Source organism: Apibacter sp. HY039, assembly GCF_004023655.1.
Taxonomy (GTDB): domain Bacteria; phylum Bacteroidota; class Bacteroidia; order Flavobacteriales; family Weeksellaceae; genus Apibacter; species Apibacter raozihei.
In genome coordinates, this window is the sequence record NZ_SAYM01000007.1 from 83,984 (window position 1) to 103,695 (window position 19,712).

Annotated in this window: 18 protein-coding genes; 13 read left to right on the plus strand and 5 right to left on the minus strand. The window is 32.2% G+C overall.

The genetic code is table 11. From position 1 onward, the window contains the following. Positions 1 to 5 precede the first annotated feature (5 nt). Positions 6 to 1,667 carry an SWIM zinc finger family protein gene (locus EQ921_RS12635; RefSeq protein WP_128331904.1) on the plus strand — a complete coding sequence of 554 codons (1,662 nt, stop codon included), beginning with the start codon at positions 6 to 8 and terminating at the stop codon, positions 1,665 to 1,667. 354 nt (positions 1,668 to 2,021) lie between these two features. Next, on the plus strand, positions 2,022 to 2,582 hold the full coding sequence (locus tag EQ921_RS12640) for a hypothetical protein (protein WP_128152007.1): 561 nt from the start codon (positions 2,022 to 2,024) through the stop codon (positions 2,580 to 2,582). A 73-nt stretch (positions 2,583 to 2,655) separates the two neighbouring features. On the opposite strand, the gene EQ921_RS12645 is transcribed toward EQ921_RS12640, so the two are convergent. Together EQ921_RS12645 and proB are read right to left on the minus strand one after the other, a co-directional pair. Beyond that, positions 2,656 to 3,909 (minus strand): glutamate-5-semialdehyde dehydrogenase, encoded by a 1,254-nt coding sequence (locus EQ921_RS12645; RefSeq protein WP_128331905.1) that lies wholly within the window; start codon positions 3,907 to 3,909, stop codon positions 2,656 to 2,658. Continuing rightward, a complete protein-coding gene (gene proB, locus EQ921_RS12650; protein ID WP_128331906.1) occupies positions 3,906 to 4,988 on the minus strand; it encodes a glutamate 5-kinase in 1,083 nt (360 codons plus the stop codon). Before proB ends, EQ921_RS12645 begins: the two co-directional genes overlap by 4 nt. A 225-nt stretch (positions 4,989 to 5,213) precedes the next feature. On the opposite strand from proB, the gene EQ921_RS12655 reads away from it, so the two are divergent. Continuing rightward, positions 5,214 to 5,537: a zinc ribbon domain-containing protein YjdM gene (locus tag EQ921_RS12655; RefSeq protein ID WP_128152013.1), complete on the plus strand. Its 324-nt coding sequence runs from the start codon at positions 5,214 to 5,216 to the stop codon at positions 5,535 to 5,537. Between the two features lie 55 nt (positions 5,538 to 5,592). On the opposite strand, the gene EQ921_RS12660 is transcribed toward EQ921_RS12655, so the two are convergent. Further along, complete coding sequence (locus EQ921_RS12660; RefSeq protein WP_128331907.1) at positions 5,593 to 6,258, minus strand: hypothetical protein; 666 nt, start codon at positions 6,256 to 6,258, stop codon at positions 5,593 to 5,595. A 192-nt stretch (positions 6,259 to 6,450) separates the two neighbouring features. Beyond that, positions 6,451 to 7,017, minus strand: coding sequence for a Crp/Fnr family transcriptional regulator (locus EQ921_RS12665; RefSeq protein WP_128331908.1), 567 nt, complete (start codon positions 7,015 to 7,017; stop codon positions 6,451 to 6,453). A 135-nt stretch (positions 7,018 to 7,152) separates the two neighbouring features. Between EQ921_RS12665 and EQ921_RS12670 the strand changes: the two genes are divergently transcribed. The 10 genes from EQ921_RS12670 (at position 7,153) to EQ921_RS12715 (ending at position 18,481) form a co-directional block, all read left to right on the plus strand. After that, a complete protein-coding gene (locus EQ921_RS12670; RefSeq protein WP_128331909.1) occupies positions 7,153 to 7,539 on the plus strand; it encodes a VOC family protein in 387 nt (128 codons plus the stop codon). Positions 7,540 to 7,582: 43 nt separating this feature from the next. Further along, the gene (locus EQ921_RS12675) at positions 7,583 to 7,888 is read left to right on the plus strand and encodes a hypothetical protein (protein WP_128331910.1); all 306 of its coding nucleotides are present in this window, start codon (positions 7,583 to 7,585) and stop codon (positions 7,886 to 7,888) included. A gap of 43 nt (positions 7,889 to 7,931) precedes the next feature. Further along, positions 7,932 to 8,339 carry an Rrf2 family transcriptional regulator gene (locus EQ921_RS12680; RefSeq protein WP_128331911.1) on the plus strand — a complete coding sequence of 136 codons (408 nt, stop codon included), beginning with the start codon at positions 7,932 to 7,934 and terminating at the stop codon, positions 8,337 to 8,339. Positions 8,340 to 8,407: 68 nt separating this feature from the next. After that, a complete protein-coding gene (locus EQ921_RS12685; protein WP_128331912.1) occupies positions 8,408 to 9,058 on the plus strand; it encodes an NAD(P)-dependent oxidoreductase in 651 nt (216 codons plus the stop codon). A gap of 227 nt (positions 9,059 to 9,285) precedes the next feature. Continuing rightward, complete coding sequence (locus EQ921_RS12690; protein ID WP_128152027.1) at positions 9,286 to 9,906, plus strand: TetR/AcrR family transcriptional regulator; 621 nt, start codon at positions 9,286 to 9,288, stop codon at positions 9,904 to 9,906. A gap of 89 nt (positions 9,907 to 9,995) precedes the next feature. Next, a complete protein-coding gene (locus EQ921_RS12695; protein ID WP_164875636.1) occupies positions 9,996 to 11,408 on the plus strand; it encodes a TolC family protein in 1,413 nt (470 codons plus the stop codon). A 3-nt stretch (positions 11,409 to 11,411) separates the two neighbouring features. Continuing rightward, entirely contained in the window at positions 11,412 to 12,464 is a 1,053-nt protein-coding gene (locus EQ921_RS12700; RefSeq protein WP_128331914.1) for an efflux RND transporter periplasmic adaptor subunit, read from the plus strand. 22 nt (positions 12,465 to 12,486) lie between these two features. Further along, complete coding sequence (locus tag EQ921_RS12705) at positions 12,487 to 15,543, plus strand: efflux RND transporter permease subunit (protein ID WP_128331915.1); 3,057 nt, start codon at positions 12,487 to 12,489, stop codon at positions 15,541 to 15,543. A 244-nt stretch (positions 15,544 to 15,787) separates the two neighbouring features. Continuing rightward, positions 15,788 to 16,075: a hypothetical protein gene (locus tag EQ921_RS12710; RefSeq protein ID WP_128331916.1), complete on the plus strand. Its 288-nt coding sequence runs from the start codon at positions 15,788 to 15,790 to the stop codon at positions 16,073 to 16,075. Positions 16,076 to 16,192: 117 nt separating this feature from the next. After that, positions 16,193 to 18,481, plus strand: a complete 2,289-nt coding sequence (locus EQ921_RS12715) for a multicopper oxidase domain-containing protein (RefSeq protein ID WP_221410497.1) — start codon at positions 16,193 to 16,195, stop codon at positions 18,479 to 18,481. Between the two features lie 60 nt (positions 18,482 to 18,541). On the opposite strand, the gene EQ921_RS12720 is transcribed toward EQ921_RS12715, so the two are convergent. Further along, positions 18,542 to 19,636, minus strand: coding sequence for a slipin family protein (locus EQ921_RS12720; protein ID WP_128331917.1), 1,095 nt, complete (start codon positions 19,634 to 19,636; stop codon positions 18,542 to 18,544). Positions 19,637 to 19,712: the final 76 nt, after the last annotated feature.

Genomic DNA, 19,712 nt, shown 5'->3' on the forward strand with positions numbered 1-19,712 from the left:
AAATTATGATAGTAGATTATAAATATACAGGCAATACATCCATAGATAACTCTTCTGCCGGAACAAAAATGAGTTTTGCTCCGGATTTACTTCGAGAACCTACTTTTTTTACAGGTAAATTAAATAAAAAAGTAGCTTTTAGAGAAGCTATTTCTGCATTGCATGACGTAGTGGTTTCAGATTTACGATTCAAGCCTAAAGACAAAACAGAGTATAAAGCCTGGGTAGCGGAGCAGGAAAAGATTTGGTTAGGGGAATATATGGCTGAGTTTGAAATTGAAGAAGTACGGTTTCGTATAAATGAAATTAAAAAAGAACTTTCAGAATTATACGAAGAAAAAAATAAAGTCTTGGCTCCTTTCAATCAGGCTAAACAGAAATACTTTGATTATTTGTATCAAAATGATCCCGATGCATGGTATGTTTTAGATCCCGTTATAACCGTACATCCCGATGAAGTTTTTTTTGAATGTTTCAGTCAGGATGAATCTTCCTATGGAAAATTAAGCTGTAATTATAATGTTTTTAATGAAATAAACGAATTTAAATGCGGTACAACGAATATTGATTATTCCGCAGAATTATATGGTGAGTTTCAAAAAATAAGAGGATATAAAGATACACAGTTTAGTATAGATTCTTCCGGTTTTGAAATGAAAACGACTTATGAAGAGGTTTACAAGGAAATTAAAATAGATTTGCCCGATTCCTGGGTGAGAGGTTTTTTGCAGGTAAGCACAGCCATGACATTACCTTCAGCCGTTTTCAATTTGCATCCTATGGATATTTATAGCATTTGCCAGTATCTGAGAAGGTTCAAAGAAAAAGAAGGTCCGAGAGCTTTACGTTTTTTATTAGAACCTGATAAGCCTGTTAGATTGGTAATAGAACCCTGGGGTAAAATTTTGACATTTTACAGATCGGTTTACCATGGGGACAGTAAAAAAGATATACGTGTATGGGGCCGAAGACGGTTATTTATTTTAGAACGATTGATACCTATAGCTAAGAGTTTTAAGGTTTTTTTACTGGGGTCGGGAATGCCTTCGTTTTACGTGGCGGATTTAGGGGATATGTCTTTTACGTTAGGACTTTCAGGCTGGACGGCTAATGATTGGAGCAGGTTAGGAAATTTCGATTTAATGGCTCCAAGAAACGAAGTGGATATACTGACAAAAAAAAGAGTTTTCAATAAACTTAAAGAAAGCTGGTTTGACACATCTCAACACTTAGCTGAAAAATTAAATTTACATTCTTCCGTAGTTCAATCAGTATTGACTTCTTATACACAAGCGGGAAATGTAATTTATGATTTGAACTCGGGTGTGTACAGAATTCGTGAATTATCCAACAAGCCACTAGATATAGAGGATTTACGCTTTACCTCGGAGCAGGAAAAGTTAGCTGAAGAATTGGTGAGTGAAGGAAGAGTTAAAAATCTAAAATTTAAAATACAAGACAAAAAATTATTTTTAACCGCAGAAGTATATGATAAAAACTCAGTATTTCATACCTCATCTGTAATAGATAATGATCAGCGATTAATTGATGCTCAATGTGATTGTGATCATTTTAAAAGGAATCGTCTAAGAAAAGGACCCTGTGAGCACATATTGGCAATTCGTTTACAATATCAAAAAAATAAAATTTACGCTAATAAAATGTAAATATTAAGTAAATATAAAATGTGATTTTTATACAATGAATTTAATATTTTATCGTTCAATTTTTTAACTGAATTAATTTTAGTAAAATTAATGTGTATTAAGAAAATAATGAAACAAGTCTGATAATTTTAAAAAAAAATATTAGATGAATAAAGGATTTAATTCAGATTCATTTATTATGTAATAAAATAAAAATTATGCTAAAATTATTATATTTGATAAATAAAGAGCGAAAAATAAATATTTTAAAAAAAGTTAAATTTGTTAGTAGATAATATTTTTGTTAATTGGTTCAATATTTGACAATAAACTTTAAAATTTGTAGTTTATTATTAAGAAAATGCTAAAAATCGAATGAAAAAATTTTTTTTAACCCTCTCAAGTATTTTTATCATAAGCTTTTTGCCGGCACAGGTGAGAGGTTATGGACAAAAATACAAAAAACCAAAAATTTCAAATTCCACGAATAACTCAAATAAAAAGGATAATATAAATGATCCCTTCGCTGCTGAAGATTGGGCAGATGCTAAAAAATTTGCTGATAAAGTGGCAGGTGCTTCAGGAAAATATGTATTCCTTCAAAAAAAAGAATCGTCTACTCCAGGAGTCATAGTTTTAAGGTATATTCCGACAAGTATCAGCAATAAAGATTTCTATATAAATAAACCTTGTGCTGAATGTATGGACATAGAATTCAAAAAGAATAATTCTTCTAAATATAATTATGCATTTAGCCATGTCTGGGGAAACTTTGCAGACTTATTCCCTGTTTGGAAATCTATATTTAGTCCTAATGCTCAAATGTCTGATTATTCAGTGAGCGATCAAAACGTATTGGTTCAATGGCGAACGTCTTACGGTCAAAATCAGGTAACTTTTGGAAGGCTGGGTACCGCCTGGTTTATTAAAATATAACGTTAGATATAATAGTTAAAATTATAAAAATACCCGATTGAAAATTTATACATAAATTTTCAATCGGGTATTTTTATATTCGTATCTGACCATTGCCTTCAATGATCCATTTATAAGTGCACAGTTCATCTAAGGCCATAGGGCCACGGGCATGCATTTTTTGAGTACTGATACCGATTTCAGCTCCCAGACCGAATTGGGCTCCGTCTGTGAAAGCAGTAGAGGTATTTGAATATATGCAGGCAGCATCAATCAGTCTTTCAAATTTATGTATCATTTCTACATTTTCACTAATTATGGCTTCACTATGTTTGGAACTGTAAGAAGATATGTGTTGAATAGCCTCGTCAAAACAAGTAACGGTCTTAATTGCCATTTTATAATCCAAAAATTCCGTCCCATAACTTTCCGCATTTGCTTCTTTTAATAAATCAGCTGGATAGCTATCATATAAAGCCTTGTGAGAAAGCTTATCCGCATAAATAATGACATTCTTTTCCTGAAGTTTTTTACATAATGTAGGTAAATCTTTAATTCGTTCTTCATCTATGACCAAACAATCCAATGAATTGCAAACACTAACTTTTCGTGTTTTGGCATTGAAAATTATATTTTCACCTTTTTCAATATCTCCATCTTTATGAAAATAGGTATGGCACACACCTGCGCCGGTTTCAATAATTGGAATTTTTGAATTTTCTCGAACGAAATTTATGAGTTCTTTACCTCCTCTGGGAATAATCAGATCCACATAGTTTCTGGCATTCATTAATTCCTGAGTAGCATAGCGTTCATTAGGCAGCAGCGTACATATATCAGAATTATAACCTTCATCTGCAATGACTCTTCGTATTATATTTACGATAGCTGTATTAGAATTTATGGCATCGGAACCTCCTTTTAATATGCAGGCATTTCCAGATTTAAGGCATAAAGAGAAAATATCAAAGGATACGTTGGGCCTGGCTTCATAAATGATTCCGATTACTCCGAAAGGAACTGAAATTTTTGAAATTGTTAAGCCGTTAGCCAACGTTTTTCCCATAAGTTTTTTATTAGAAGGAGTTGGTAGTGAGACTACGTTTTCAATATCTTTAATGATATTAAAAATTCGTTCTTCAGTAAGTAAAAGCCGGTCATATTTTGGATTAGAACGAGACATTCTATCCAAATCTTTTTGATTTTCAATTAGTAAATAAGAAATATTTTTTTTGGTTTCCTCAATGAGTTTGTTAAGGATGCCATTAATCTGAGTATCACTCAGGAGATTTACCTGCCTGCTTGCCAGCAATGAATCTTCGAACAGGTTATTTAGTCTGGAAATCATAGGTTATTTTCTATATAAAGATAATCGTAGTGTACAATAGGTTTTTTATTAGCCAGACCTATTAGTTCAGTGGCTTTCACATTGTCATAGGAAGATCTGCCCAAACCGATTTGTTTTCCATGATCATCTATAATGAGTACAATATCATCTGCTTCAAAGTTTCCTGATATTTGAGTTACTCCTACAGGTAGTATACTTACAGCTTTATTACTCAGTAAAGCTTGTTTTGCTCCAGAATTAATATGAACTTCTCCTTTTGCAAATCCCTGGGAATGAGCAATCCATTTTTTTACACTGGAAGTTTCTTTTTTTGAAGGAATAAATCGGGTTGATGTAACTTTTTCTCCTTGTATCAGGTCTGTAATTATATTTTTTGTTTTTCCATTGGCTATAATAACCTCAATACCTTCTTCAGCTACTCTTCGGGCTATATTGTATTTGGTTATCATTCCTCCTCGTCCCGTTTTAGAACGTGAAGGTTGAATATACGCTCCCATATCATCTTTCAAAGTGTCTATTTCTTGAATAAGTCTGGACTCCGGATGAGAAGGATCTCCTGTAAAAATTCCGTCAATATTACTTAAAATTAATAGCTTGTCACAATGCATCATTGCTGCCACCAAACCTGAAAGTTCATCATTATCTGTAAACATCAGTTCATTAACGGAGATAGCATCATTTTCATTAACAATGGGAATCACTCTGTTTTCCAACATGACAGACATGCAATTTCGCTGATTCAAATAATGACGTCGGGTAGAAAAATCTTCTTTAGTGGCAAGTATCTGGCCGCAGACAATTCCATGATGACGAAATAAATCATAATAGCGATTGATTAGTTTTACCTGACCGATAGCAGAATATAATTGTCGGGAAGATACGCTGTCCAGTTTGGAAATAGTTTCTAGCTCACTTTTTCCGGAAGCCACTGCACCGGAAGATACAAGAATTATTTCCTTGTTTTTTTTATGAAGATCAGCAATTTGATCAACAATGCAGGACATTTGAGTAATATCCAATGATCCATCCGGACGTGTGAGTACCTGGCTTCCAATCTTTATGACTATACGATCTTTCATAAATTTAAATATGAATAGAAACAAATATACTATTATAATTATGAATATTTAATATAGAAAATAAAATTTATTTTAAAAATATAATGTTAAAAATAGTATATGTATTACTTTTTAAGAACCACCTATATGGTATGACAGTTCGTTTGAACCGGCAGTTGTAAAGGCTGGATAAATTATCTATCTTTGCAGCCTTAATTTAATATACTAATAATTAAAAAAAATATAATGACAGATGTTTTAACGTGCCCGAAATGTTCCATGGAAAATGTGTATTTTGACGGTACTTCTTATGTTTGTCCGGATTGTTTTTATGAGTGGTCCGGAGATGAAGCAGAAAATAATACTACTCCAAAGGATAGTAATGGTACGGAATTACAGGATGGGGATGCAGTAACGGTTATAAAAGATTTAAAAGTAAAAGGCTCATCTATGGTAATTAAGAGAGGTACTAAAGTGAAAAGTATCCGTTTGACCGATAATCCTGAAGAAGTGGATTGTAAAATTGACGGATCAAGCATTGTGCTGAAAACCTGTTTTCTAAAGAAATAATTATACACATATAGTATTGAAAAAAGAGTTAATGAATTAGCTCTTTTTTCAGTATTTAAAAGTTACCCATTAAAAATAAATAGAGTGCCTGAATAACTAAATTAATTATAAAAAGGCCTAAAATCCACGTAAGTGTAAAACCACTTAAAAAAGTTTGCTTGATATACGAATCCACTTCTGAATAGAATAATTCATTAAACTCTCCTTTCGAATAATTCCCCGAATCAAATTTGACTTTACTTTGGTTTAATATAGAAACAAAAGGGATTTTATTTATTAAGTATGAAATAATAGCCTTTAATATCCAGGGAGTCTTATCCTGATAAGTCTGGTTAAGTGAATTTTTCCAATCAATAGTTTTTTTTACATTGGTGTTGGTCAGCAATTTCTTAGATGAAGCATTGTAAGTCTTGGAGATAACAGAATTGCATATTTTTCTGAAAAAAGGCTCTAAATAGGGATATGCGGTATTTAAACCCAGATTGATAGCGTATCTGTAATAAATAATCATGGCAAGAGCAATAAAAATGATTGCAATACAAAGAGAGCCTAAGCACGAAAAAATTAGTGATTTGTAGGTTAAATTTGAAAATAACAAAGGATAGCAGAAGGCTAAGATATTTAATGAAATAAATAACAAAAGCATTATTATAAATGTAAAGATGACGCGTATGCCTAACATTTTTAAATCATTAAATGCTTTGGATATTTTTGTTTTCATAGAATTACCATTTTGTATTTAATGCAAACATATATATTTTAGTTACAATTTTATAAAAATTATTGCAGAAATCATATAATTTATGTTCAATGCGAATAGATAAGTTTATCGCAAATATCTTAGATAGAGATAACTATCCCTAAATAATCAGGAGTTAGATAAAATAAACTAAAATTAAATTTTCATATAGCGTTAAATTATGGCTCTGACCCTGCTAAGAGTTTCGGGTGTCATCAGCAAATACGAAGCAATATGTGCAATAGATACTCTTTTTGAAACAATAGGAAATTCTTTGCAAAAGCGTTTATATCGGTCATGTGAGTTTTCAAATCTCCATGAATCTGCTTTTTTTTGTGACACAATTAATTTGTATTCTAATATTGCCTGATATAAACAATTGATTTCAGGGTATTTGTTAGATAAAATTTTAAATTTCTCATAATTAATACGATAAATGATAGAGGTTTCAATAGCTTCGATGTTAATATGTGAAGGTTCTTTCAGAAATAGACTTTCAATACAAGCGGCAATATCTCCCTCAGACGAAAAATGTTCTGTGATGTCTCTTCCCTCTTTATAATAGAATTGACGAATAATTCCCTGTTCTATAAAATACATATAACGACTTGTTAGCCCCTGCTTTAAAATGATTTCATCTTTCTGATACTTTTTTCTTTCTACTATAGATATAAACTGATCAACTGATTGGGGAGAAAGAGTGACCTTATATTTATCTATGAGTTTATGTATTGCATTCATAATTGCAGTTTATAAAGTTCTTAAAAGTAGTGTATTTTATTTAACCTTCAGGATATTTTTGAAATTGACGAAGATCATTTATTGATTATTGACAAGGGATTATATTTGTATTATAACTTAAGAGAATATACTGTAATGAAAATTGAACATTTAGCAATTTGGGTTGATGATATAGAATTAATTCGAAAATTTTATATGAAATATTTTAAAGTTACTTGCAGCGAAAGGTATAATAATCCTAAAAGAAATTTTACGTCATATTTTTTATCTTTTGGAGAAGATAAAACTCGAATTGAGTTAATGCATATTCCTGATATGAAAAATTCTGTAAATAGACAAAACTTAAAAGGATTAGCTCATTTTGCAATATCGGTAAGAAATAAAGATAAGGTAGATGCTTTTACTGAACGATTGAGAGCAGACGGTTTTACAATTGCAAGTGAACCAAGAACTACAGGTGATGGATATTATGAGAGCGCTGTTTTAGATCCGGAAGGCAACTGCATAGAGATAACGGTATAATATATAACATGTAATTAACTAAAAAGACTATATCTTTGTCTACATGTTTGCCAATCGTACAAAAAATTCATTAATTCTGTTATTTTTATTCTTTTTCTCTGTTTTTGCTGCAAGAGGACTGGAAGGGTTCAGATATTCAAATTATCGATGGATTTATACCTGGGGAACAATGTTTTCTTTTTTTGTTCATTTTACTTCTGTTTTACTATCAATAATCAACTCAGTTGAAATTGTATTTAGTAAAAAAAAAATCAAATTTAAATGGGGAGTTTTACTCATAAGCCTTTTTCCTTTATTATACTGGATATTGGGATTAGTATATATTTCAATGAAAAATTTGTCAGTTTAAAAAATATATGTAAATTTGAACTGTAATTTAATTTGTTACAGTAATGAATGACAGACATTTTATACTATCCATGCATATTTTAACTCTTATGGCTAAAAATTCAGATGAATGGCTTTCTTCTGAATTTATATCTGGAAGTATTAATGTTAACCCGGTTTTAGTAAGAAAAGAGTTATCCAACTTGAGTAAGCATGGTTTTATCCAAACCAAAGAAGGGAAAAACGGAGGGAGTAGATTAAACAAGCCGGCGGAAAAGATTATGTTGTCCGAAGTTTATGCTAGCGTGTACAATCAGACCTTATTAGGAAAGCTTCTGGCGGATCCTAATCCCAAATGTTGTGTAGGAAAGAAAATAAACGAAAATATTAATGAACTCAGCAGTTCCATTGAAGAAGTAGTACTTAAACAGCTACAAACACAAAGTCTGATGGAATTCAGTGAAAAATTTTAATTTTTTTTGGCCTATACTGTAACATATAAAGTTTCAGTTTTAAATTTAAATAATATATACATATAGTTATGAAAAAAATAGTATTGATAGGAGTCACCGGATTTATTGGCTCTGAATTAGTAAACGAGTTACTTAACAGAGGATTTGAAGTAACAGCCATCGCTAGATCCGTTGAAAAAGTTAAAGTGAAAAATGAACATTTAAAGGTAGTTAGCGTTGATATATTTGATAAAGAAAAGCTGGCAGAAGTTTTAAAAGGTAATGATGCCGTAATTAGTGCCTATAACCCCGGATGGACTAACCCGGAAATTTATGAAGATACAATAAAAGGATACCGTTCTATAATTGCCGCAGTAAAACTGGCAGGAATTAAGAGATTGCAAGTAGTAGGAGGTGCCGGTAGTTTATTGGTAGCACCAGGAAAAACAGTGGTAGATACCGGGGTAATTCCAGAGGAGATTCTTCTCGGAGTGAAATCATTGGCCTTGGTTTTAAAGGAGCAGTTTCTTCCGGAAAAAGATCTGGACTGGGTATTTTTCTCTCCGGCAGGAGTTATAGAACCGGGAGAACGTACCGAAAAATATCGTTTAGGCTTAGATGACCTGATTATAGATGAGCAAGGAAACAGTAAAATATCAGTACAGGACTATGCTAAAGCTATGGTAGATGAGCTAGAAACTCCTCAGCACCACCAGCAGAGAATGACAATCGGATATTAAAAAAAGGAGCTAAACAGCTCCTTTTTTTATGAAAAAAGCGGTAGATATAATTTCATAAAATAATTTTTTAACGGATGAAGAATGATATTTTATTCTACTGTTGATTAAATTAATAGCTGTTAAAAATTTTAAAATATGACCCAAATATTTTTATTCAATATACTATTTATGAGTAAAATATTTGGAAATATGAACGTTGTTCATTAATTTTGTTTTAGAAATTTTCCATGGGAACAGCAGAACGAAGACAAAAAGAAAAAGAAGACCTTAAAAATTCCATACTCGAAGCAGCCAAAGAACTTTTTATTGAAAAAGGATTGGAACATACGACGATTCGCAATATTGCGGAAAAAATAGATTACAGCGTAGGTACTGTATATCTTTATTTTAAAGACAAGGATTCTATACTATTTGAGATCAATAAGTCCGGATTCGGCCTTTTGAAGCAATACATGGCAGAAGCTGTTTCCAATACGGAAGATGCATTTCAACAATTAACAGACATAGCACATGCGTATGTTAAATTTGCTTTAGAAAACAGAGAGCTTTACGATCTCATGTTTATCATGACAGCTCCTATAGATCATGTTTATAAGCACTGCGATGGAGAAGGGTGGGAAGGACAGGATGCATTTGGATTTTTGCAGACTATCATTCAACGATGTTTGGACAATGAAATGATTCAGGATGGAGAACCAGATGTACTTGCAGTTTTATTTTGGAGTACAGTACACGGAATGAGTTCTTTATATATTAGAAATCGATTAAATGTAATTGAAGAGGCTAATATTAAAAACATCATGAATTATGAAGTGTTAGACGCTTTTATAAAACTGATAAAAAAATAAAATTTTTTGCCTAATGACTAAACATTGTTCAATAAAAAATCAACGTTTATTTTTGTGTTATTATAATAATTAATTTCAAAACTATGATAATGAAAAATTTTTTTTACTACCTATATGAACAAGGTTCATATTATAAACATAGATTATCTATGTGGATTTTAGCAATTTTAAGTTGTATTATTTCATTAAATTCTAATTACTTGAAAGGTCAGGTATTTTTGGAAGAATACCTGAAAGAAGGGCTTAATAATAATGAAAGTATAAAGCAGCAAACTTTTCTTTTAAAAAAAAATATGTATTCGCTAAAAGAAGCTCGTGCTCTATTTTTTCCAACTTTATCACTTGAAGGAAATTATTCTTACGCGAAAGGAGGCAGAGCTATAGAACTACCCATAGGAGATTTACTAAATCCTATTTATTCTACGTTAAATGAACTCTCTACCAGTGCGCAATTTTCAGAGGTAAATAATATTAGTGAACAACTCAATCCAAAAAACTATTATGACAGTAAAATCAGATGGTCTCTTCCCATAATTAATTCGGAAATCTACTACAATCAAAAGATTCAAAAATCAGCTTTTAACATGCAACAACTAGAATTACAAATATATAAGAGAGAGCTGGTAAAAGATATTAAAATAGCTTATTACCAATTTTGTCAGATGACAGAAGAAATAAATATATATGAGAATGGAGTAAAACTAGCAAAAGAGGGATCACGAATAAATGAATCTATGTTCAAAAATGGTAAAGTAAATAGATCAGTAGTGTTGAGATCAGAAAATGAAGTAAGCAAAAATGAAGAAAAGTTATTTTCAGCAAAACTAAAATTACAAAATACTCAGGCTTATTTTAACTTTTTACTAAACAAACCTTTTGATAGTCATATTAGCTTCACTGATTTCGAAATTTCAGATATAAATAAGGATGAAATTAATGAAGATAGCTTAGGAGAAAGAGAAGAACTTCAAAAACTTGATTTTGCCAGTAAAATATACGACTATGAGAACCAGAGTGCAAAAAGCTATTATCTACCTAAAATGAACGCTTTTTTTGATATAGGTTCGCAAGGTATAGATTGGAGATTTAATCAAAATACTCGCTATTATATGGTGGGAGTATCACTAATTTGGAAATTGTCATTAGGAGGAGAAGAACTATATAAAATAAAAAAGTCCAAAGCAAATTTGGAAATAATAAAATCAAAGCAAGATGAAGCAGAAAGGCAGCTTAAGCTACAACTATTGACAGCTATAAACTCATATAAAGAAGTCGTCAACAGTTTTTATGCTATACAAAAACGACTATCAGCAGCTCAAAAGTACTATAAAGAAGTTGAAAAGCAATTTAAAGAAGGAATGGCATTATATATAGAATTTCTTGATGCACAAAATCAATTTATCAATACGAATCTGTTATACAATATCTCGTATTACGATATAAAAATTAAATATGCTGAAGTAGAGAGAGCTAGTGCCAGTATTAACTTATCAAACTATTAAAAAATGAAAAAAATAGAAATTATAATATTTCCTGTTATTATGCTTTTATTTACTGCATGCGCCAGAAATAAAGATCAACACAAAGCAGATTTTAAGGAAAATATGGAAACAATTCCTGTTAAAATTATAGATATAGAGAAGAAAAGTATAATTCCTGAAATTAAAGCTTATGGAATAATAAAAACACAAGAAGATGTAAAGATGTCTTTTAATATGAATGGAAGAATAAAGCGGATGTATGCAAAACAAGGAGAGTATGTACGAAAAGGACAACTCATGGCAGAGTTGGAGCTTACAGAATTAATGGCACAAGTTGATCAGGCAACTGAAAGTTATAACAAGGCGGTCAGAGATTTCAAACGACTTCAGAATTTAAGAACAGATTCAGCAGCTACTCTTGAACAGATACAAAATGCTGAAACAACCATGAATATAGCTCGCGAATCTTTAAAAATATTAGCATATAATAAAGCGTATACAGTGATAAAAGCACCGGAAAATGGAGTTGTTTTACAAAAGATGAATAATGAAGGAGAGTTTGTTAATGCTGGGAGTCCAGTTTATATGGTGAGCTCTGAAAAAAATAATGAATTTATTATAAAAGTTTCCTTAACAGCCAACGAACGTTTGTTAGTAGCAGTTGGAGATTATGCAGAGATAGAATTGGAAGGAAAATTGAATAATAAATTTAAGGGTAAAGTTAAACATATTGCCCATAATGCAGATTATTCCACAGGTTTACATACTGTAGATATTCAAATAAACCAAAATTCCGAAAGCATATCCGTAGGGTTGTTTGCTACAGTAAATATTATTCCGGAAAGATCAATTGCCTATTATACTTTACCCCTTGAATGTTTAATAGAGGGTAACAATAAGAAAGGTTTTGTATATGTACCCAAAGAAAACAAAAGGGTTGAAAAAGTAGAACTGGATATAGACTTCATTGATAAAGGCCTATTTTATTTCAAAAAAAAGCCGGAGTATATTAATACAGTAATAAAAGAAGGTGCAGGATTTTTATCCTCCGGTTCCAGGGTGTCAATTAACCAATAAGAAATACAAACTATTATTCACTATGAATTCATTTTTAAAATTTTTCTTAGAAAGAAGTTCTCTGACTTTGCTTATTGTTTTAGGAATCTTAGCTTTAGGATGGACAACGTTGAACAACATGCCCAGAAGTGAAGATCCTGAAATCAAATATGCTTATTATGTTATAGTTACAGCAATGCCGGGAGCAATGCCTAATGAAATTCAGGAACGAATTGTAAAACCGATAGAAGATCGTTTTTACGAACTGGAGGATGTGAAAGAAATTAAAGCTCAGATATGGAGTGATATTGCAGTTACTACTATAGAATATAAATACGGAGTTGATGGAGATAGTAAATATCAGGAAGTTGTAAGAGAAATGGAGATTGTTAGAAATCAAAAACTTCCGAATAATGCATACATCCTTAGCATCGAACATTTTAAAAACAGTGATGTCAATATTTTTCAACTGGCCTTACAATCCAAAGGAGCAGATTATAAAGAATTAGAAAAATATGCTGTAAAGTTAAAAGATGTTTTAAGAACAGTAGAGGGTCTTAAAAATATAAAAACTCACGGTTATCCTGAGCAGGAAATAAGAGTTGAGCTTGATATTAATAAAATTGCCAATTATCATATTCCGGTCTCTCAAATTATTAATTATTTAAAACGTGAAAGTTTTAATATATCAGCAGGTAACGTAGTATCGGGAAATTCAGTTTTTAGTGTAAAAGCAGGTAATAAATATCAATCAGTAGAGCAGGTAGCCAATACCATAGTTTATACTAAAAATAAGACAAACCTAAAGCTTAAAGACATTGCAACCGTAAAAAGAACATATAAAGAAGAAGACCACATAATCAGGCTTAATGGTCTGCAATCGGCTTTGGTTACAGCATCATTAAAAGAAGGGTATAATATAGTATCAGTCGCAGATGAAGCAAAAGATAAAATATCCTCCTTTGAAAAAAACTTACCAGATACCATTAAACTTGAAACAAACTTTGATCAATCGAGTAGTGTGGAAAAAAGATTAAAACAGTTGGGTGGTGATTTTATAATTGCTCTTTTTTTGGTAATAATAACTCTTCTGCCTTTAGGCTTCAGATCTACGTTGGTTGTTATTATATCCATTCCTCTGTCATTAGCAATAGCTTTAGTAGCTTTAAACCTGTTAGGATACAATCTTAATCAATTAAGTATTGTAGGATTGATTATTGCACTGGGTATATTGGTAGATGATTCCATTGTTGTTAACGAGAATATTGAAAGGACGGTACGTTCTGGTCTACCTTTAAAAAAAGCTATTTTAACCAGTACCCATCAAATATCTTTTGCTGTGATAGGAGTTACGGCTACCTTGATTATAGCATTTATGCCTATAGTTTTTTTACCCGAAGGCACCGGTGAATTTATAAGATCATTGCCTATGGCAGTAATCCTGGCGGTGTCAGCTTCCTTATTTGTATCCCTGGCCATTGTCCCGTTTCTTTCAAGTAAAATATTAACAGATAAAACTAATCCTCAAGGCAACATATTTTTGAGAGCCGTAAAAAAAGGAATAGATTTAACCTATAGTAAAATCATCAGAATTTCTTTAAAATATCCCGTACGGGCAGCTCTTTCAGTCATGCTTATTACTCTTTTAGGTTTTTCTGTTGTTCCCATGATGGGATTTTCACTATTCCCTAAATCGGATAAACCCCAATTTTATATGGAAATTGAAACAACTCCAAATTCATCATTGGAATACACAAATTTAAAAGCCAAAGAAGTTGAAAAAGCCTTAGCAACAGAAAAAGACATTCAATATTTTACCACTAATGTAGGAAAGGGTAATCCCAGAGTTTATTACAATGTCAATCCTATGCAGACTATGAATAATTATGCTGAGATATTTGTTCAATGCTATGAAGATATTTCCGTAGAGGAAAAAACTGAAATTATAAAAAGACTGCGAAAGAAATTAGAAAATGTATCAGATAGTAAAATCAGAATAAAAGAATATGAACAAGGACCCGCATTAGAAGCACCAATTGCTATACGGCTATATGGAGAGAATATAGATACACTACAGGCATATTCGGTTAAAATTGAAGATATAATAAAAAAGGTTGAAGGTACTAACTATGTTCAAAATCCAATACTGATAACAAAGACAGGCTTACAAATTATTATAAACAAAGAAAAAGCAGCTCTGTTGGGAGTTAACCCTACCAATATAGATCTTGCGGTACAAATGGCAATTGCCGGAATTGATGCCGGAGAAATTGAGTTGGAATATGTAGAAAATAAATCAGGTATAAGATTGACTTTACCCCGAAACAAACAACAAACTGCCGAAGTATTTGACAAAATATACATCCAATCTGATACTGGAGAATCAATTCCCTTTCAATCTGTTGCAACTATAGTTTTTGAAAAAACTCCAAGTACACTTACACGTATCAACAAAGAACAATATACCCTTATTACAGCTTCTGCTATAGAAGGATACTTATATGATAATATAAACAATGAAATTATTGAAAAACTAAATACGTTAGATTTACCAAACGGTTATAGATGGTCAGCTGCAGGAGAAAAAGAAAATCAACAAAGAGCATTTAACGGTTTTGGCATAGTGTTGATTATTTCTTTTATAGCTTTTATATCAGCCTTGATTTTAGAATTTAAAAATTTTAAATCCATTCTTATTGTATTATCTGTTATTCCTTTAGGAATTATGGGAGGAATATGGGCATTATTTATAACGGGACACCCGCTCTCATTTATTTCAATGGTAGGTTTTATAGCTTTAATAGGTATTGAGATAAAAAACTCGATCCTTCTGGTTGATTATACCCACTACTTGAGAAAAGAAGAAAAAATGTCCGTTACAGATGCTGTTGCACATGCCGGTGAAGTTAGGTTTATACCTATATTTTTAACCACTATGACTGCTGTAGCTGGTATGATACCGCTTGTGATACAATACTCTCCATTATACAGTCCATTGGCATTAGTTATTATAGGGGGATTGATAAGCTCCTTATTATTATCACGCATTCTAACTCCAGTTTTGTATAAACTATTATTACCTGCCCTGGAAAAAGAATGAGATTTTACTTTATTATTCGGGTAGAAATATTCTACCCGAATAATTATCCGTTAAAATTTAATTCATATACCTTATTTACACTGAAAACATTAAAAATAGGTTTTATAATTACCAGGCAAAAATATTATATAAATAATAACCGAAATTATATAAAACGTAATATGCCCTGATCCTTTACTTTTGTAAAATGCTTCTGATTAAGAAACCATTTCCGATAATTTTGTTTCTGCTATTCCTGTTTTCAGTGAATATTGTACAGTCAGTCTATAGGGGTAACGAACTCTACACACAGAAGCACCAGTCAAGAGAATGCTGTAAGAAAGAAAAAGATACTCATTGCAAAACAACAGATACCAAAAACCGGCTATGCATAAACAATTCATGCCATGCCACAGGTTTATTTGTTACAAAAGCACCAGTCTACACACTTTTCATCAATACTTTAAAAAAGTATACGTTAAAAATAAATAAATTACAATTTTTTCAATTGCAGCAGGTATATTTTGTTGCCTGGCAGCCTCCGGAATTCTAGATTTTTTCAATTTCGTTTTTGTATTCGTGAAGCTTAAGATAAAACATGGTTTACTATTTGATAGTAAATTAAATACAAAAACACTTATAAACTTTTTTTAATTATACAATCAGATTTATGATATCCAAAATATATAAAATTATTCCGCTGTTTTTTTTCATGAGCATCTACCAGCTTACTGCACAAAAAACAGTACGTTACGACTTAACCATTACAGATACCCTGGTTAATTATACAGGGAAAAATAAAAAAGCCTTTGCCGTTAACGGGCAAATACCTATGCCTACACTTAGATTTACGGAAGGAGATACTGCAGTTATATACATACATAATAAGCTGAAAGGAAAAACTACCTCGTTGCACTGGCATGGTATATTGCTACCCAACCAATACGATGGTGTAGACTATCTGACATCAGCTCCTATTAAAGCAGGAGAAACGGTTGTTTATAAATTCCCGATTATTCAGAACGGTACTTATTGGTATCACTCTCATACCGGATTACAGGAGCAGGACGGAATGTATGGTGCTTTTATCATTGATAAAAAGGATGAAAAAATTACCTATCCGGAACATACGGTTCTTGTTACGGACTGGACCAATGCTAATTCCAATGATGTTTTACGCAGGTTGTATTTTCACGATGACTGGGCTGAAATACAGAAAAATAAAATACAAAAAGGAGTTACTCAAAGTTATCTGGAAGCTATTCAACAAGGACATTTGGGAACAAAAATAAAAAATGAGTGGAAAAGAATGAGTGCAATGGATGTTAGCGATGTTTATTATGACCAGATACAAATCAATGGAAAACAGGGAGATACTATCAAAACAAATCATAATAAAAGAGTTAAATTACGAATTATTAACGGAGGCTCCTCCTCCTATTTCTGGGTTACGTATTCCGGAGGTAAAATGCAGGTGGTTGCTGCCGACGGTAAAGATGTGGAACCGGTAACGGTAGACCGTTTTATTATGGGAAATGGAGAAACTTATGATGTCTGGGTAGAAGTTCCGGATGATTCTATGTCGTATGAACTATTAGCTACTACTGAAGATCGTACCCGTACAGCTTCTCTTTGGGTTGGTAACGGAGGCCATAAAATGCCGGCTGAACGATTGAAACCGCTCAAATATTTTGAAGGAATGAAAATGATGAACGGTATGATGAAAATGAATGGAAACCTGGATCCTATGGGAATGAAAATGGGAATGCAAAAGATGGATATGAATCAGGTGATGTATCCCGAAATTAAAAATAACTCAGGCGGACATTCCGGTCATGGCGATCATGCTATGGGGATGAACATGAATATGGAGGGTGAAGATTCAAAAAATGAGCATTCAGGGCATACTATGAATCATGAATCTATGCATACCACTACTCAAAAAAATACTAATCCGGTTACATTAAACTATTCAATGCTTAAATCTCCTGTAGTTACTACACTGCCTGAAGGTCCTGTAAAAGAATTGCGTTTTGAACTCACCGGTAACATGGATCGGTATGTGTGGTCGCTAAACAATAAAACCATATCTGAAGCTGACAAAATAGTTATAAAGAAAGGAGAGAAGGTAAGAATTGTATTATATAATAATACCATGATGAGGCATCCGCTTCATTTGCATGGGCACTTCTTCCGGATTTTAAATGGTCAGGGTGAATATTCCCCCTTAAAACATACGCTGGATATTATGCCCATGGAAACCGATACGATTGAATTTGAAGCTAATGAATCCGGAGACTGGATTTTCCACTGTCATATATTATATCATATGATGAGTGGAATGGGTAGGGTATTCAGCTATGAAAATTCACCGCAAAACCCTCAGCTTCCTGATTCTGCCATGTCCTGGAAAATGTTTTCCATGATGGATAAAATGAAACGGTTCAGCATACAAAATGAATTTAGCAGCGGAGGTAATACAGGGAAATTAATGCTGGAAAATAAAAGATGGGCTTTACAATCGGAATGGAAACTTGCCTATCAATCCGATCCAGGCTATGAAGCAGAAGTTCGTTTAGGGAGGTATATAGGCAAAATGCAATGGTTTATGCCGTATATAGGATACAATTGGAATCATACAAGTTCCGAAAGAGAAAAAAATATATTCGGACAGAGGCAAAACAGACAAACCATCAATGACCTGACCATAGGTTTTCGTTATCTTCTTCCGATGCTGGTGCGTTTAGATGCCAGCGTTTCACCAACCAGCGGGCAGGTTAGAGTTAAGCTGGAAAAAGAAGATGTGGTAGTAAGTCCCCGGCTGCGTATGGACTTGTCTTTAGATGATCACCTTGAATTTACCACACGTATGCGTTATTTGCTAACCAAATATATTTCAGTTTCCGGTTACTATGACAGTGAATGGAAATGGGGAGCAGGGTTGCAGTTCAGATATTAATCATAATATTTATAATAAAAAAAGACAGCCCAATCATTGGGCTGTCTTTTTCTTAAAAGGCTATTTAGAAAACAAAGTTCTTAATTGTTCCAATGTATTTCCACCACCGGAAAGGCTGATTTCACCAATCTTATCTGCTATCTTTTCCATGTATTCCATTTCTTTCAACTTCCATAACATACTATTTTCTTCCATTAGTTTGGCAGTATTCAACAAACTACGTGTAGAAGCAGTTTCTTCTCTTCGGGTAATGCTATTTGCCTGAGCCTTCTTTTCAGCAATTAAAACCTGATTCATTATCTCCTTGATCTCTCCGGGAAGAATAATATCTTTTAAACCACAATCCATAAGTTCAACACCAAGTTTTTTAGCTTTATCGGCGCAAAGGGCAAGTACAACAGAGGCAATTTCCGTCTTAGTATCCATTAACTCGTCAAAAGTCAATTTCCCCACGTACTCTCTTAGCGCAAACTGAACACAAGTATATAATTGTTTATCAAAATCCTTATTTTCTACCAGGGCTTTAACAAAATCTATTACTTGATAAGTAATTGTAAAATTGATTCTAAGCTGAGCTTTATCACGGGTAAGGATTTCCTGTCCCGGTATTTCCATTGAAATTTTTCGTACATCCGATTTAACTACATGTATGGTTGTATTGTTTTTCCACCAGTAATAGGAACCGGCTTCCAGTAAACCTTCAAATTTACCGTCAATAAAAAGCAACCCTTTTTCGTAGGACTGGATCTGATAAGTTCTTATATATTTAAAGAAAATATCTCTGGTAAATAAATTTTTATCAATAGATTCATCCATTTCAAGTGAATTTAGATCAACCGTAGTAAAAGAAAAACCCTCATTACTTTTCCAGAAAGCGTGTTTCCCGGCTTCTAGTATAGTATAAAAATTTTTATCTTTATATACTAAACCTATTTCATTATCCGCAAGGGCAAAAACATGTAACTTTTCCTTTAAATTTTCATTTAATAGTAAAGTTTCTAAATTAATATAAGGATTAAAAGGTTGCTCCATGTCGTAAATTTCCAGTATTTCTTTCCAAAAAATCCAATGAGAACCTTTTTCCAAAATTCGTATCAATTCACCATTTTTAAATACCAATCCAATCGTGTTGGTAATAATTCGTACTCTTTTCATAAGTATAAAATTTACATTATAATTATTATTTTATAAATTAAAAAGGTGTATTGAAAAGAAATTCCTTTCCTTATAC

What these genes read in the sequence shown, in the direction of transcription:
- EQ921_RS12700 (WP_128331914.1), top strand. Translation starts at nt 11,412, where the DNA reads ATGAAAAAAATAGAAATTATAATATTTCCTGTTATTATGCTTTTATTT.
- proB (WP_128331906.1), bottom strand. Translation starts at nt 4,988, where the DNA reads ATGAAAGATCGTATAGTCATAAAGATTGGAAGCCAGGTACTCACACGT.
- EQ921_RS12720 (WP_128331917.1), bottom strand. Translation starts at nt 19,636, where the DNA reads ATGAAAAGAGTACGAATTATTACCAACACGATTGGATTGGTATTTAAA.
- EQ921_RS12705 (WP_128331915.1), top strand. Translation starts at nt 12,487, where the DNA reads ATGAATTCATTTTTAAAATTTTTCTTAGAAAGAAGTTCTCTGACTTTG.
- EQ921_RS12715 (WP_221410497.1), top strand. Translation starts at nt 16,193, where the DNA reads ATGATATCCAAAATATATAAAATTATTCCGCTGTTTTTTTTCATGAGC.
- EQ921_RS12645 (WP_128331905.1), bottom strand. Translation starts at nt 3,909, where the DNA reads ATGATTTCCAGACTAAATAACCTGTTCGAAGATTCATTGCTGGCAAGC.
- EQ921_RS12660 (WP_128331907.1), bottom strand. Translation starts at nt 6,258, where the DNA reads ATGAAAACAAAAATATCCAAAGCATTTAATGATTTAAAAATGTTAGGC.
- EQ921_RS12675 (WP_128331910.1), top strand. Translation starts at nt 7,583, where the DNA reads ATGTTTGCCAATCGTACAAAAAATTCATTAATTCTGTTATTTTTATTC.
- EQ921_RS12695 (WP_164875636.1), top strand. Translation starts at nt 9,996, where the DNA reads ATGAAAAATTTTTTTTACTACCTATATGAACAAGGTTCATATTATAAA.
- EQ921_RS12685 (WP_128331912.1), top strand. Translation starts at nt 8,408, where the DNA reads ATGAAAAAAATAGTATTGATAGGAGTCACCGGATTTATTGGCTCTGAA.
- EQ921_RS12640 (WP_128152007.1), top strand. Translation starts at nt 2,022, where the DNA reads ATGAAAAAATTTTTTTTAACCCTCTCAAGTATTTTTATCATAAGCTTT.
- EQ921_RS12655 (WP_128152013.1), top strand. Translation starts at nt 5,214, where the DNA reads ATGACAGATGTTTTAACGTGCCCGAAATGTTCCATGGAAAATGTGTAT.
- EQ921_RS12670 (WP_128331909.1), top strand. Translation starts at nt 7,153, where the DNA reads ATGAAAATTGAACATTTAGCAATTTGGGTTGATGATATAGAATTAATT.
- EQ921_RS12680 (WP_128331911.1), top strand. Translation starts at nt 7,932, where the DNA reads ATGAATGACAGACATTTTATACTATCCATGCATATTTTAACTCTTATG.
- EQ921_RS12665 (WP_128331908.1), bottom strand. Translation starts at nt 7,017, where the DNA reads ATGAATGCAATACATAAACTCATAGATAAATATAAGGTCACTCTTTCT.
- EQ921_RS12690 (WP_128152027.1), top strand. Translation starts at nt 9,286, where the DNA reads ATGGGAACAGCAGAACGAAGACAAAAAGAAAAAGAAGACCTTAAAAAT.
- EQ921_RS12635 (WP_128331904.1), top strand. Translation starts at nt 6, where the DNA reads ATGATAGTAGATTATAAATATACAGGCAATACATCCATAGATAACTCT.